We start from the raw sequence: 13,358 nt of genomic DNA, 5'->3' as shown, positions 1-13,358 counted from the left end.
TCCGCTAGCAAAAGAGATTCGTACTGCGAATTTCAAATTTGTCTTATTCAACCACTGACTGGAAGGAAACCATGGCGACGAATCGTTTGCGACAAATCCTTGAGAACAATGAGTTCGCGCTGGGAACGTTTATGCAGTTCCCCAGCCCTGAAATCGTTGAAGTGCTCGGATACACAGGCTTCGACTTCCTGATTCCGGATCTTGAACACTCGACCTATGAGACCTCGCAGATTGCCATGCTTGCGCGAGCAGGCAAGTCTGTCAATCTGCCGAGCCTAGTCCGGATGTGGGGCGTCGACCCTCGAATGATCATCCGCGTGCTCGATATCGGCGTCGAAGGTGTGCACTTCCCCCGCGTATCCAGCGAGGAGGAAGCGAAGTCGATCGTCAAGTACGTGCGGATGCCTCCTATCGGTGAGCGTGGCGTGTGCCCGGAGACCCGAGAAGGCCATTACTTGAGCTTGCCCCTTGACGACTACGAACGCAGAAGTACCGATGTTGTAATCGGCGTGATGATCGAAACGAAGGAAGGCTTGGAGAACGTCGAGAAGATTTTGGCGGTACCCGGAATCGACCTCGTGCAGATGGGCCCGTACGACCTTGCGTTCTCGCTCGGATTGCCGACGAAGGGGCGAAGCGTTGGGGACGTCTGTGCCGACCCGATCATCGTTGAAGCGAACGAGCGAGTGATTAAGGCGGCAGAAGCCAATGGAGTCAAGGTGATGCAGTTCACCAGCTCAGTTGAGGACGTCAGCAGAAAGCTGGAGGCGAACCCGCAGCACCGCATCTTCTGGTATCTGACGGACGGCATCATGATCACCCATGCATTCCGGGACGTAACGCGCAAATGCGAAGCACTGGGCTTTCGTAAGTGAAAGGGCGGTTGCGCTCGATCGCACTGACCGGAATGAAGTTGCACGGCCCGTCACGTATTCAAGGATGACGATGCGTGTACGTTCAGGCGTGTAGCGGCGCATTTCGTACGTTGCGCCTTTGGTAGGGGCGCAACGCATCACGAGATGATGTATGAGAGCGTGGTTAGAGCGAGTCGCTGCGGATGACGACCCAAGTTCCGAGAGTCCTCGTTCGCGGTGACGAAATCTCGAGATCAATGCCGCTTTCAGCAAATCTGAACCAGTAAACAATTCAGGGGTGGTTCATGTACGAAAATCTGCTCGCCAATATTCCGACCGAACTTTGGATCGGCGGCCAATGGCGGGAGTCCTCGGACAAATCGCGTTTTGACGTTCTGGATCCGGCAACCGAGGACGTCATCGCGTCGGTAGCGAGCGCCACCGTTGATGACGCTGCAGCGGCTGTCGATGCTGCGGCCGACGCTGCTGCCGAATGGGCTGCGCGTTCGCCACGTGAGCGCTGCGAAGTCCTTCGTCGCGCTTTCGAGTTGCTCACCGCCAACGCTGAACGCTTTGCCAGGCTAATCACCTTGGAAAACGGCAAGGCGTTGCCCGATTCCCGCAGCGAGGTTGCCTATGCCGCCGAATTCTTTCGGTGGTTCGGTGAAGAAGGCGTTCGCAACTTGGGGCAGCTCTCCCGCGCCCCCTCATCCGGCGCGCGTATCGTGGTTCAGCATAGGCCGGCGGGCGTCGCCGTGTTGGTGACGCCTTGGAACTATCCGGCTGCGATGGCGACTCGAAAGATCGCTCCGGCGCTTGCAGCAGGTTGCTCCGTGGTTCTCAAGCCCGCATCCGAGACCCCGCTTACCATGCTGGCACTCATGCCACTTCTGCAGGAAGCCGGTGTGCCGGCGGGTGTGGTCAACGTTGTACCGTCGCGACGGTCGGGGGCCGTGGTTTCCGGCATGCTCCACGATATGCGCGTGCGCGTGGTCTCATTCACTGGTTCCACGGAGGTAGGTGTCAAGCTTCTGCACGAGGCGGCTGATAACGTCGTGCGGCCGGCAATGGAGCTTGGTGGCAATGCGCCCTTCATTGTTTTTGAGGACGCAGACCTCGACGAGGCACTCGACGGCGCCATGATCGCCAAGATGCGTAATCAAGGCGAAGCCTGCACGGCGGCGAATCGCTTCTATGTGCACGAGTCTGTGCACGATGCGTTCGCTCAGAAGCTCTCTTCAAGAATGAATGCCCTCAAGATGGGTAACGGTCTTGAGAACGGCGTAACGCTTGGGCCGCTTGTCAACGGAGATACTCGCGACAAAGTGCAAGAGCTGGTAGAGGACGCCATCGCGAAGGGCGCTAAGGTCACCGCGGGCGGGAAGCGACCTGATGGAAAGGGCTTCTTTTATCCTGCCACTGTGCTCACGCATGTCCCGGTTTCAGCCAACCTGGTACGCGAAGAAATTTTCGGTCCCGTCGCTGCCTTGCAGACGTTCAGCACGGAGGCGGAGGTCATTGAACTCGCCAACAAGACTGAATTCGGCCTTATCGCGTACGTGTACACGCGAGACATGAAACGTGGTTTGAGAGTCTCCGAGAAACTCGACTTCGGTATGGTCGGTCTCAATCGAGGCGTTGTTTCCGATCCTGCCGCGCCGTTTGGCGGGATGAAGCAGTCCGGACTCGGCCGCGAGGGAGGACATGAGGGTCTGATGGAATTCCTGCAGACGCAGTACATTTCGGTCGAGTGGTAGTAGGGCTGCGAACAGTTGATCAAGGTCGACTGTTGGTCGACACATTCTTCTCAGCCAACTCAGCGTGTCCCGTGCAACGGCCCACTAGCGAGTCGAGCAAGCAAGTTCGGTAGCCGCCACACGAATGGCGTCGTCGGCACCTCGAGCGATCGTTGTCAGGAGCTTTACGAATGATTGAGCGCAAATTGGGCGGTAGCTTTATGGCGACGGGTCTGAGATTCCCAGAAGGTCCAATCGCGATGCCCGATGGAAGCGTGATCCTGGTCGAGATCGCAGCGGGCACGCTGACTCGCATTGAGACAAATGGCCATAAAGAGGTCATTGCGGACCTCGGAGGGGGGCCGAACGGCGCGGCACTTGGTCCCGATGGACACGTCTACGTATGCAACAACGGTGGTTTTGCTTGGCATACAGAAAGCGGATTTACGCGCCCTATCGGTCCCTCTGCAAATTATGTAAAGGGTAGCATTCAGCGGGTGAACCTTGCGACAGGAAAAGTCGACGATATCTACACCGGATGCGATGGTGAGCCATTGCACGGGCCCAACGACATCGTCTTTGATAAACACGGCGGCTTTTGGTTTTCAGATTTCGGAAAGATTTTCGAAAACAGAATTATGCGGGGGGCAATCTATTACGCCCGGATGGACGGATCGACGATCCGACGTGCAGCGTATCCCGTACTTACGCCCAATGGCGTCGGCCTATCTCCAGATGGCAAGACGCTTTACGTTAGTGAAACTGAAACCAGCCGTCTCTGGGCGTATGACGTAATGGAACCAGGCTTTCTCAAGCAGGAAGCTTGGCCATCCCCTAATGGGGGGCGCCTTGTACATGGGCTGGCAGGATATCAGCGCTTTGACTCGCTTGCCGTTGAAGAGGGCGGCAACGTCGCCGTGGCGACGTTTGTTCGAGGTGGTATCAGCGTTTTTTCGCCGACCGGCGAACTCACCGAATTTCATGAGGCGCCTGAACGCTTCTGTACGAACATTTGCTTTGGTGGCGATGATCGGCGCACCGCATTCATTACTTTATCAGGATACGGGAATTTGCTTGCCGCGCCTTGGCCTCGAGCTGGGCTAACGCTTGCCTAATAAATGAACTCACTTTGCAGAAAGCCCGTGCGGAGCCAAAAACTGAGCAAAAGGATGGAGACAAATGACACAGCTATATAGCCAAGCCGCTGAGTCGGCAGATGAACCTCGCAGCCATCGAGGCATCATCGAATTTCTTGACAGGTCGATCGGGTACGTGTCGGAAGTTCCGGCAGGAATGCTGGTCATCGCAGAGATCATCGTACTGTTCAGCGGCGTCACCAGCCGCTATGCATTTCATCAACCGTTGACGTGGTCTGACGAGCTAGCGTCTGCTCTGTTCGTATGGCTGGTGATGCTGGGGTCGGTCATCGCCCTTAGACGATCTTCGCACATGCGTATGACCGCTGTCGTTAATAATGCATCGCCGCGTACGAAAGCCTTTCTCGAACTCGTCGCCATCGTCGCGTCCGGCGTATTCCTCGTTATTCTTGCCTACCCAACCTTCGAGTTTGCAACTGAGGAGGCCGGCGTGACGATGCCTTCGTTGGGAATATCTGACGTATGGCGGGCAGCAGCGCTGCCCTGTGGCGTCACATTGATGTTTCTTTCCGCGCTTTTCAAGCTGGTTGTCGTCTCAAATTGGCGCATGCTGCTGGCAGCACTCGGCGTGGTTGGTCTCATCATTGCGTCTTTGTGCCTCGCTCAGCCATGGCTTCAGGGTTTAGGCAACGCCAATCTGCTGATTTTTTTCGTCGGCGTCGTCGCTCTTCTGGTGTTCTCGGGTGTACCGATCGCTTTCGCTTTTGGCCTTTCGACACTCGGATACTTGTCCCTCACAACTTCGACACCGATGACGGTGGTGGTCAGCCGTATGGACGAAGGAATGTCGCAGATTCTATTGCTGGCCATACCGTTATTCGTGTTTCTTGGGCTGCTGATGGAGATGACCGGCATGGCGAAGGCCATGGTCCATTTTTTAGCTTCGCTACTCGGGCACGTACGGGGCGGACTTTCCTACGTGCTCATTGGCGCGATGTACCTTGTGTCTGGCATCTCCGGCTCGAAGACTGCAGACATGGCGGCGATTGCGCCCGTGCTGTTTCCCGAGATGAAAAAGCGCGGAGCCCACGACGGTGACATGGTCGCGCTTCTTTCTGCCACGGGTGCTCAGACCGAAACTATTCCACCAAGCATCGTGCTCATTACGATTAGTTCGGTAACAGGCATTTCCGTTGCAGCTCTATTTACGGGAGGTCTTGTGCCAGGACTCGTGCTCGCGGCGACACTCGGAACAGTCGTGTGGTGGAGAGGAAGACGTGCTGACACGGCCGTCGTCGAGCGAGCGAGTTTGCGTGAAGTGGGCCGTAGTTTGGTCGTCGCCATCCCAGCATTGATCCTGCCCTTTGTCATCCGTGCGGCAGTTGTCGAGGGCATTGCCACTGCCACAGAGGTGTCGACGATTGGCATCGTCTACTGCGCGCTGATAGGACTGGTTGTGTATCGTCGATTTGAGCTCCGGCGTGTCTGGTCAGCGCTTGTCGCAACGGCCGCGTTGTCGGGCGCGATCCTCTTGATCATTGGTACAGCAACGGGCATGGCATGGTCGCTGACGCGTTCCGGATTCTCGGGGCAACTCGCGCAAGTCATGTCGACCATGCCGGGAGGATCATTAACGTTCGTTGCCGTTTCGATTCTAGCGTTCATCGTCCTTGGCAGTGTTCTTGAAGGCATCCCAGCTATTGTGCTCTTTGGGCCTCTGCTGTTCCCGATTGCGGCCCAACTAGGTGTCAACCCAGTGCAATATTCGATGGTCGTCGTATTGTCCATGGGCATCGGCTTGTTTGCGCCGCCGTTCGGGGTTGGTTACTACGCCGCATGCGCAATCAGCGGTGTCCATCCGAACGAGGGCATGCGGCCAATTATTGGTTACATGCTGGCGCTGGTGGCCGGAACCGTGCTCGTCGCAGTCGTGCCATGGCTGTCGACAGGTTTTTTGCCGAAATGAGGAAGAGTTCAAAGTCTCGGAGCTGGGTTGCTTTACAGATATAAAACGTGACGCCCTAAACTCTGCTCCGAGAATATAGTAAAGAAGATAATACGGCGTAAGACGCGTGTGAACGCTATCGAGATATCGATGACGTCGCATCTAAATGAAATCTACACATTATGTAGTATGCCTAAAAACATCGACGTGATTATATAAGGATATCGCATGAAAAAAATCTTGACGTTGTCGTCTCTCATGTTGGCGATGCCGTGCGCTTATGCCCAGAGTAGCGTGACGCTGTATGGCATCCTCGATGAGGGACTCACCTTCGTGAATAACGTAGGAGGACCGACAGGCGGCAAACGGTTTGCACTCGATTCGACCAGCGGTATTAGCGGTAGCCGGTGGGGTTTCACGGGAAAAGAAGACCTTGGGGGCGGGCTGAAGGCGATCTTCACACTAGAAGGTGGCATTAATCTGAATAACGGGCAGTCAGCGCAAGGTGGAACGTTTCTCGGACGGCAGGCGTTCGTTGGGCTTAGTAGCAGTCAGCTTGGTAGTCTGACGCTCGGTCGCCAGTACGACATGATCACTTATTTTCTGCAGCCTTTTACCTCGGGTGGGTCGCAGCAGGCCGGATCGGTTCTGTTTCTTCACCCTGGCGATATCGACAACACGGGAAATTCGCTTCGCGTGAACAACGCGATCCGCTACATGAGCGCGAGCTATGCTGGCCTGACCTTTGGTGGTGAATACAGCGTAGGCGGTCAGCCGGGCAACGTGACGGGAAACAGCGGGTATTCGCTGGGCGCTACCTACGCCAATGGCCCGTTGAGCCTCGGCGCTGGGTTTGCATACTTCAAAAACCCGACATCGGCTACGCCAGGTTCGGGGCTATTCACTAATAACGCCAATGGTGCATCTTTCCTTGCGAACTCGTTGAATCGCGGTTACTCCAGTGCATCTTCGTGGCAAGTCGTGGGCGCGGGGGCGGGCTACACCATCGGTGGACTGACCGTTACGGGTGCGTGGACCAATATCCAGTTTGCAGGGTTGGGTGGGACGTTCGGTGGTGCAATGGCGCGCTTCAACAATTACGACGTTACTGCACGATATCAAGCGACGCCAGCGCTATCATTTGCCGCTGCTTACGACTATCTCAACGGCGCGGGGGTAACTCAGACCAACGGCCAGACTGTGGGCAATCAGCACTACAACCAAGTCGCACTGTTGGGTGATTATCTGCTTTCCAAGCGCACGGATGTCTATGTTGAAGGCACCTATCAACGTGCATCAGGTACGTCGTCGACAGGTGCCGCGGCTGTAGCCGATATCGGCAATATTGGAGACTCCACCAACAACCACCAGTTCGCTGCGCGCATAGCGTTGCGGCACAGGTTTTGAATTTTGCGCTAGGTCACGGCTCGGATGACGGCCGCATCGGCGTTGGGAAGCCCACTCGCATCCGATCGAAAGAGTTGGTCTCGATACTCTGCCCGAACTTGTCGCTGTCGCTACATAATTAGCGGCTACGCAGGTACTCGGATCTTGACATAAGAGTCACGCGATCGGTAATGTTCGGAAACAGAACGTTCGCTCGCAATCCGAGCACTTGGGAGATGACTGTGAGCCAGACGCCGGCCAATCCAAAAAATGCAGTTCTTTCAGTCGTTAAGGCCTTTGCAGTGCTTCGGGCCTTCGTTCCCGGAAACGACCAACTCACTATTTCAGAGATTGCGACTCGCACCGATCTGGATCGAGGGACGGCCTTCCGTCTTGTGCACACGTTGCGCGAGCTTGGATACATAACCCCTGTGTCCGGGACGAAGCGATTCCGACTGACGCTCAAATGTCTCGAACTCGGCTACACCGCTTTGGCGCACCTGAACCTCAAGGACCTCTCCCGCCCGATTGTCGCAGAGCTTGTTGCTCAAGGGGCAGACGCTGCTTCGCTTGGAATGCTCGATGGGACCGACGTTGTCTTCGTGGAGCGCGCCCAGGCCACATTTGGACGCAATCTGGATCGCAACGTCGGAAGCCGTATCGGAATCTATGCTTCTGCGCTCGGCCAAGCGATCTTGGCATTTGAACCACCGGACTACCAACGGGAAGTTCTGGAGCGCTCTGATCGACGCCGTCTGTCGGAGAGAACGATCACAGATGTGGACGAACTGCTCAAAAAGCTTAGCGAAATCAGAGCGCGAGGTTGGGCCGCCTCGGACGGTGAGAACGCCTTTGGTCTAAGAACCATCGCTGCGCCGGTCTTTAACAAGGCGGGAGAGGCCGTTGCTGCTATAAGCGTTACGAATCAGGCGGGCGACACCACGATGGAGAGCTTCATCGAGGAGGCATTGCCGCACCTGCTTGCCGCTGTCGCGGAGCTGAGTCAAGCCGCCTGCTTGGGTGAACCGTCTTGAACCTTCGAAGCGTCAAAGCCGTGAAAGCGAAGCTGACGGAAAAGGACCTCAAGATGGTCGTGGCTTCCGAAAGCACGGCGCGTCCTAGGTGCAACAAGTACGAAGCGTTGACCCCTGAATCCTGGAGTTCTAACTAGAGGTGTGAGCGAGGTATTCAGAATCTTCGCCTGCCCTTTCCCTTTTTTTTGTTGGTAGAGCGACGATATGAACAGACAATCGATCCTTGTTACGCGCGAGATTTTCCCTGAGGTGCTCGATAAACTGCGCACACATTTTTCAGTGGAAGCCAACCAAGAAGACGTCGCATGGAGCCTCGAGCAGATTTGCGAGCGCGCGAAAGGAAAGGCCGGCCTTCTTACAAGCGGTGGGGAACGGATCGATGCAGGATTGCTCGAACAATGTCCCGACCTGAAAATCGTCGCCAATACCGCGGTCGGATTCAACAACTTTGACCTCGACGCAATGACGGCTTGCGGCGTGCTTGGGACTAATGCGCCAGACGTTCTGACAGAAACTACGGCGGATTTTGGATTTGCATTGCTCATGGCGACTGCTCGCCGTATCGGTGAGAGTGAGCAGTATATTCGAGCTGGAAAATGGAGCCGGGGCCGTATCGACTTTTTTGCAGGCTCGGACGTTCATGGGAGCACGTTGGGTATTCTGGGAATGGGACGCATTGGCCAAGCGATAGCGAAGCGCGGTGCTCACGGGTTCGGCATGAAAGTCCTATATAACAACCGTTCGCAACTTGAATCTCATCTTGAGCAAGCCTGTAGTGCGAGCTTCGTCAGTAAAGAGAAGTTGCTACGCGAAGCCGATCACCTTGTGCTCGTCCTGCCATACTCAGCTCAGGCGCACCATTGTATTGGTGAGGCTGAGCTGAGTCTGATGAAACCGACCGCAAATTTGATCAACATCGCGCGTGGTGGAGTTGTCGACGATGCCGCGCTTGCCCACGCTCTGCGCGAGAAGAAGATCGCGGCCGCTGGACTAGACGTGTTCGAAGGGGAGCCGAGTGTCCACCCGGACTTACTCGCCGTGCCCAACATCGTTCTCACGCCTCACATCGCGAGCGCTACGATTCGCACCCGTAAGGCAATGGCACACCTTGCCGCCGATAACCTGATCGGCTACTTGGTGCAAGGAAAACCGCTGACACCATTGAATCCGCAAGTCCTGCAGCGGTGCAGTGGGAATGATTGAAGCGACAGTCGCGTTAACGCATCCTGCCGATCGCCGGCGGTACGCCTCCTAGTCATTGACCAGGGCTTGCGCCGACAGGCCGCAAAGTAATTGCGAAATGGCGGTCGCTCGCAAGATGCGTCGCGTGCTCCGTGTCGAAGATCGCAGGGCTGTACCTGTCGTTCGGGCAAGGCTGGGCCGGAGCACTGCCTACGAAGGCCTACGCCCTACAGGAGATGAGCGAGGCCGCGCAATCCATTCGGCGCGATGAGTGGTCTTGATCCGTCCATGTTCTCACTAAGCGATAAGGTTGGCATTCGCGGTCTTCACCGGAATGCCGATTCCCAGTGTAGCGGAATCGAGCCGGTCGGACGAATTACAAAGTCTGTCGATGTCACTTGTGAGCGGTTGCTCGGGACGACCCGGGTGTACGGGTAGTGACGTTTTCTTTTTCAAGATCGACGTCGCCCATACCTTCGTTGAGGCGGTTAAGAAAATAGACGAGCGAAACTTTGTCGTCGAAACGAAAGCCTTCGAGCGACTGCCGATAGAACTCGTAGATCTTGGGCTGGAGGGCCTCCCAGAAAGTTCGTCCCTTTTCTGTCAGTACGACATTCTTCGCGCGCCTGTCCGCAGTGTCGGTGATGCGATGGGCGTGTCCGTCTCGTTCTAGTCGCTTCATTACGCCGTCAAGGCTCTGCCGGCTGACGACCAGATACTCCGCCAGATCAGAGAACGACATTCCTTCAGATGCCTGCGGGCGCGAAAGCGCGCCTAGGACAGCCCATTGCACAGTTGTAATGCCAAGGGTCTTCGTTGTCTGTCGGTCGAGCGTGTTGCCCGCTTGGAAAAGTCTGAAGAAAAGGCGATTATGGATCGAAGAAACCGATTCTTCGTACGAAGGGTCAAATTTGGTCATAAATGGGGCCCGGCTCAGCAACACTGTTGCGCATTCTGCAATTATAAAGCGCTGCGGATGCTCGACGATTCCTTACTACGTGCCATGTCGAGTCTAAGCGGCACTCGCTGGAATGCCCAGTTCGCAACGGATATTCTCGGCTCGTCAGAACTACCGGTATTTACCCTCGTTACCTATAGCAACTACTTGATATTTTACCAGAACAATGAGGTAGTCGCGTGCCAGAACATTGTCGTGCGTAATAAAAAATACGTCATGTACTTGACGTAGTTTGCGGGGTTGCATATGCTTGTCTCATGCAACACACCTAGAGAGACAAAATGGAGATGCTTCAGAAGGTACTTACACCAATTAGAGTCGGCGAAGTCGTCCTGTCGAATCGGATGGTCATGGGCGCAATGCACACGCGGCTCGAAACTCTCGATCGGCCAAACGAGCGTCTCGCGGCGTTTTATGCGGTCCGAGCCAAAGGGGAAGTCGGACTGATTCTGAGTGGCGGTTTCTCACCAAATCCCGAAGGCGTCATGGAAGAAGGCGGTCCGCTATTCAATAGCCCGTCGCAGCTCGAAGAACACCGTGTAGTGACACGGGCGGTACATGAAGCGAACGGCAAGATCATTCTCCAGATTCTCCATGCTGGCCGGTACGCCAAAGTGCCGGAATGCGTCGCGCCGTCTCCAGGCAAGGCGCGCATCAACACGTTTTCCCCCCGCGAGATGAGCGTGGAGGATATCGAGCGTACGGTGTCTGATTTCGTGCGGACCGCAGCCCTCGCCATTGAGGCTGGCTACGACGGCGTAGAGATTATGGGCTCGGAAGGCTACCTTCTTAACGAGTTCACTGCCGAGCGCACTAATCATCGCGTTGACGGATACGGCGGAGATTGTGAGGGGCGCATCAAGTTCCCGCTTGAGGTGATCCGCGCAGTACGCGAGTGTATTGGTAAACGGGCGATTCTCATCTATCGGATTTCTTCGATCGACCTCGTTGAAGGTGGTGCAACGGGCAACGAGGTTGCAGAGTTTGCGAGCAAGGTTGAAGCAGCGGGCGCGGACGTGATCAACACTGGGATCGGTTGGCACGAATCGGCAGTGCCTACTATCGCGGCGACAGTGCCACGCGCTGTCTGGCGTGAGGCGATCCGGAACGTGAAGTCTGCCGTGTCAATCCCGGTGATGGCTTCCAACCGCATCAACACGCCGCAGATTGCTGAGGAACTGATTGCTTCTGGCGTGGCTGACCTGGTTTCCATGGCGCGGCCATTGTTGGCCGATCCCGACTTTGCCAAGAAAACGCGCCTCGGCATTACCGATGAGATCAACACCTGCATTGCGTGCAATCAAGCGTGTCTGGACCGTATTTTCACGGAGCGGACAGCTACGTGTCTCGTAAATCCCCGGGCGGGCCGCGAAATCGAGTTCCCCGATGGTCGGTCCACGGAACCTAAGCGTATCGCAGTCGTTGGAGGTGGGCCCGCCGGGATGAGCTTCGCCATCAATGCGGCGGAGCGAGGGCACGAAATCACACTTTATGAAGCGGACCCCGAGCTCGGAGGGCAGTTAAACCTGGCCAAGGCTGTCCCGGGCAAAGCAGAGTTCCATGAAATGCTGCGGTATTTTCGCACGCGTATCGACAGGCTCGGCGTGAACGTGCAATTGGGCGTACGAGCCAGCGCCGAGCAAATTGCCGCGGCAGCGTTTGATGAAGTGGTAGTTGCAACGGGTGTTCGCCCTCGCATTCCTGACCTGGCTGGTGCGGACCACCCGAAAGCTGTGTCGTACATCGACGTCCTGACCCGCAAGGTACAGATTGGACAACGAGTGGCAATCATCGGTGCGGGCGGGATCGGATTCGACGTAGCTGAGTATTTGCTGGGCGAGTCGCGCGAGTCACTTGAGGCAACAGAATTTTTCCGTGCGTGGGGCGTCGATCCCACGAACGTCAAAGCCGGCGGACTTACAGCTCTTTCCGAACATACGAAGGCGAAGCGAAAAGTCTGGATGTTTCAAAGGAAGAATGAGCCTCTTGGCAAACGGCTCGGAAAATCGACCGGGTGGATCCTGAAAGCGAAGCTTCGCACCGCTGGTGTCGCCATGATTCCCGGAGCCGTCTACGAGGCGATTGACGATTCGGGCCTCCACTACTCAGTTGAAGGCGAGAAGCACCTCCTAGAGGTTGATCACGTTGTTCTGTGCGCTGGCCAGAATTCAAATCGTGATCTTTTTGAGCGTCTAACCGAGCTCGGACTGAGTCCACTGATTATCGGAGGGGCGGATGTCGCCAGCGAACTGGACGCGTTGCGAGCGATTGAGCAAGCGACTCGATTGGCGGTGAGCTTGTGAGGCCCATCGCGTAGGCCGGATACAAACAGTTTGACGCGCGCTTTCACATGGCGGGCCAAGCATCAGTTAGTAAGTTGTCCTATTGGAGAAAGGAAATGCGAGGTTTAAAGGAAAAGGTCGTCGTAATTACTGGCGCTGCCGGCGGTATCGGTAGGTCACTAGTTCGCCGGTTTTTGGAGGAGGGCGCCTTCGTCGTCGCAGTAGACGTGAATCCTGACGCGCTTGAGACGCTCGGTCGCGAACTTGAAGCGCACGCCGCAAATATCTCGCCTGTTCAGCTCGATATTACAAGTCACGAAGCCGTCGTGAAAGCAATGAAGGAAGTGGCTGCTCAGCGCGGTGGCATCGATGTGCTCGTCAACAATGCTGGTTGGGACGTTGCCATGCAGTTCCTCGAAACGGACCCGTCTTTCTGGCAGAAGGTGATTGCTATCAATCTTCTGGGCCCGCTGAACTTGCACCATGCAATCCTCCCTTTCATGACGAATCGGAAGCAGGGCAAGATCATCAACATCTCGTCGGATGCAGGCCGAGTTGGGTCTTCGGGTGAATCTGTCTACTCTGCATGTAAGGGTGGAGTGATCGCGTTCAGTAAGACCATCGCGCGTGAGTGTGCGCGGAACAACATCAACGTCAATGTTGTCTGCCCCGGTCCGACTGATACTGCTTTGCTGCAGTCCTTCCTCGGAGAGGGCGAGTTTGGCCAGAAGATTTACGAAGGGCTCAAGCGGGCTATTCCGCTCAAACGCCTGGGCCAGCCCGACGACATCCCCGGCGCAGTGGCATTCCTCGCCAGCGACGATGCGAATTTTATTACTGGCCAGGTGATCAGCGTCTCTGGCGGTTTGACGATGCATGGGTGA

Annotated in this window: 10 protein-coding genes; 9 read left to right on the top strand and 1 reads right to left on the bottom strand. The window is 56.0% G+C overall.

What is annotated here, in order from left to right; all coding sequences use genetic code 11:
• The first annotated feature begins 71 nt into the window (after nt 1-71).
• The 7 genes from U4Y90_RS21680 (at nt 72) to U4Y90_RS21650 (ending at nt 9,255) form a co-directional block, all read left to right on the top strand.
• Nucleotides 72-875: an HpcH/HpaI aldolase family protein gene (locus tag U4Y90_RS21680; protein ID WP_321797585.1), complete on the top strand. Its 804-nt coding sequence runs from the start codon at nt 72-74 to the stop codon at nt 873-875.
• Between the two features lie 284 nt (nt 876-1,159).
• The gene (locus U4Y90_RS21675; RefSeq protein ID WP_321797583.1) at nt 1,160-2,611 is read left to right on the top strand and encodes an NAD-dependent succinate-semialdehyde dehydrogenase; all 1,452 of its coding nucleotides are present in this window, start codon (nt 1,160-1,162) and stop codon (nt 2,609-2,611) included.
• 170 nt (nt 2,612-2,781) lie between these two features.
• Nucleotides 2,782-3,705: an SMP-30/gluconolactonase/LRE family protein gene (locus tag U4Y90_RS21670; protein ID WP_321797581.1), complete on the top strand. Its 924-nt coding sequence runs from the start codon at nt 2,782-2,784 to the stop codon at nt 3,703-3,705.
• Between the two features lie 64 nt (nt 3,706-3,769).
• A complete protein-coding gene (locus U4Y90_RS21665; RefSeq protein WP_321797580.1) occupies nt 3,770-5,653 on the top strand; it encodes a TRAP transporter large permease subunit in 1,884 nt (627 codons plus the stop codon).
• A 207-nt stretch (nt 5,654-5,860) separates the two neighbouring features.
• Nucleotides 5,861-7,039: a porin gene (locus U4Y90_RS21660; protein ID WP_321797578.1), complete on the top strand. Its 1,179-nt coding sequence runs from the start codon at nt 5,861-5,863 to the stop codon at nt 7,037-7,039.
• A gap of 221 nt (nt 7,040-7,260) precedes the next feature.
• Nucleotides 7,261-8,052 (top strand): IclR family transcriptional regulator, encoded by a 792-nt coding sequence (locus U4Y90_RS21655; protein ID WP_321797577.1) that lies wholly within the window; start codon nt 7,261-7,263, stop codon nt 8,050-8,052.
• A gap of 204 nt (nt 8,053-8,256) precedes the next feature.
• Nucleotides 8,257-9,255 carry a D-glycerate dehydrogenase gene (locus U4Y90_RS21650; protein ID WP_321797575.1) on the top strand — a complete coding sequence of 333 codons (999 nt, stop codon included), beginning with the start codon at nt 8,257-8,259 and terminating at the stop codon, nt 9,253-9,255.
• A 373-nt stretch (nt 9,256-9,628) separates the two neighbouring features.
• Here U4Y90_RS21650 and U4Y90_RS21645 read toward each other — a convergent pair whose 3' ends face one another.
• On the bottom strand, nt 9,629-10,153 hold the full coding sequence (locus tag U4Y90_RS21645) for a MarR family transcriptional regulator (protein WP_321797573.1): 525 nt from the start codon (nt 10,151-10,153) through the stop codon (nt 9,629-9,631).
• A 320-nt stretch (nt 10,154-10,473) separates the two neighbouring features.
• Between U4Y90_RS21645 and U4Y90_RS21640 the strand changes: the two genes are divergently transcribed.
• On the top strand, nt 10,474-12,495 hold the full coding sequence (locus tag U4Y90_RS21640) for an NADPH-dependent 2,4-dienoyl-CoA reductase (protein WP_321797572.1): 2,022 nt from the start codon (nt 10,474-10,476) through the stop codon (nt 12,493-12,495).
• Nucleotides 12,496-12,590: 95 nt separating this feature from the next.
• Entirely contained in the window at nt 12,591-13,358 is a 768-nt protein-coding gene (locus tag U4Y90_RS21635) for a glucose 1-dehydrogenase (protein ID WP_321797570.1), read from the top strand.

The organism is Caballeronia sp. J97 (assembly GCF_905220305.1).
GTDB lineage: Bacteria > Pseudomonadota > Gammaproteobacteria > Burkholderiales > Burkholderiaceae > Caballeronia.
This window is presented reverse-complemented; position numbering and strand designations above follow the sequence as displayed.

What these genes read in the sequence shown, in the direction of transcription:
- U4Y90_RS21680 (WP_321797585.1), top strand. Translation starts at nt 72, where the DNA reads ATGGCGACGAATCGTTTGCGACAAATCCTTGAGAACAATGAGTTCGCG.
- U4Y90_RS21675 (WP_321797583.1), top strand. Translation starts at nt 1,160, where the DNA reads ATGTACGAAAATCTGCTCGCCAATATTCCGACCGAACTTTGGATCGGC.
- U4Y90_RS21670 (WP_321797581.1), top strand. Translation starts at nt 2,782, where the DNA reads ATGATTGAGCGCAAATTGGGCGGTAGCTTTATGGCGACGGGTCTGAGA.
- U4Y90_RS21665 (WP_321797580.1), top strand. Translation starts at nt 3,770, where the DNA reads ATGACACAGCTATATAGCCAAGCCGCTGAGTCGGCAGATGAACCTCGC.
- U4Y90_RS21660 (WP_321797578.1), top strand. Translation starts at nt 5,861, where the DNA reads ATGAAAAAAATCTTGACGTTGTCGTCTCTCATGTTGGCGATGCCGTGC.
- U4Y90_RS21650 (WP_321797575.1), top strand. Translation starts at nt 8,257, where the DNA reads ATGAACAGACAATCGATCCTTGTTACGCGCGAGATTTTCCCTGAGGTG.
- U4Y90_RS21645 (WP_321797573.1), bottom strand. Translation starts at nt 10,153, where the DNA reads ATGACCAAATTTGACCCTTCGTACGAAGAATCGGTTTCTTCGATCCAT.
- U4Y90_RS21640 (WP_321797572.1), top strand. Translation starts at nt 10,474, where the DNA reads ATGGAGATGCTTCAGAAGGTACTTACACCAATTAGAGTCGGCGAAGTC.
- U4Y90_RS21635 (WP_321797570.1), top strand. Translation starts at nt 12,591, where the DNA reads ATGCGAGGTTTAAAGGAAAAGGTCGTCGTAATTACTGGCGCTGCCGGC.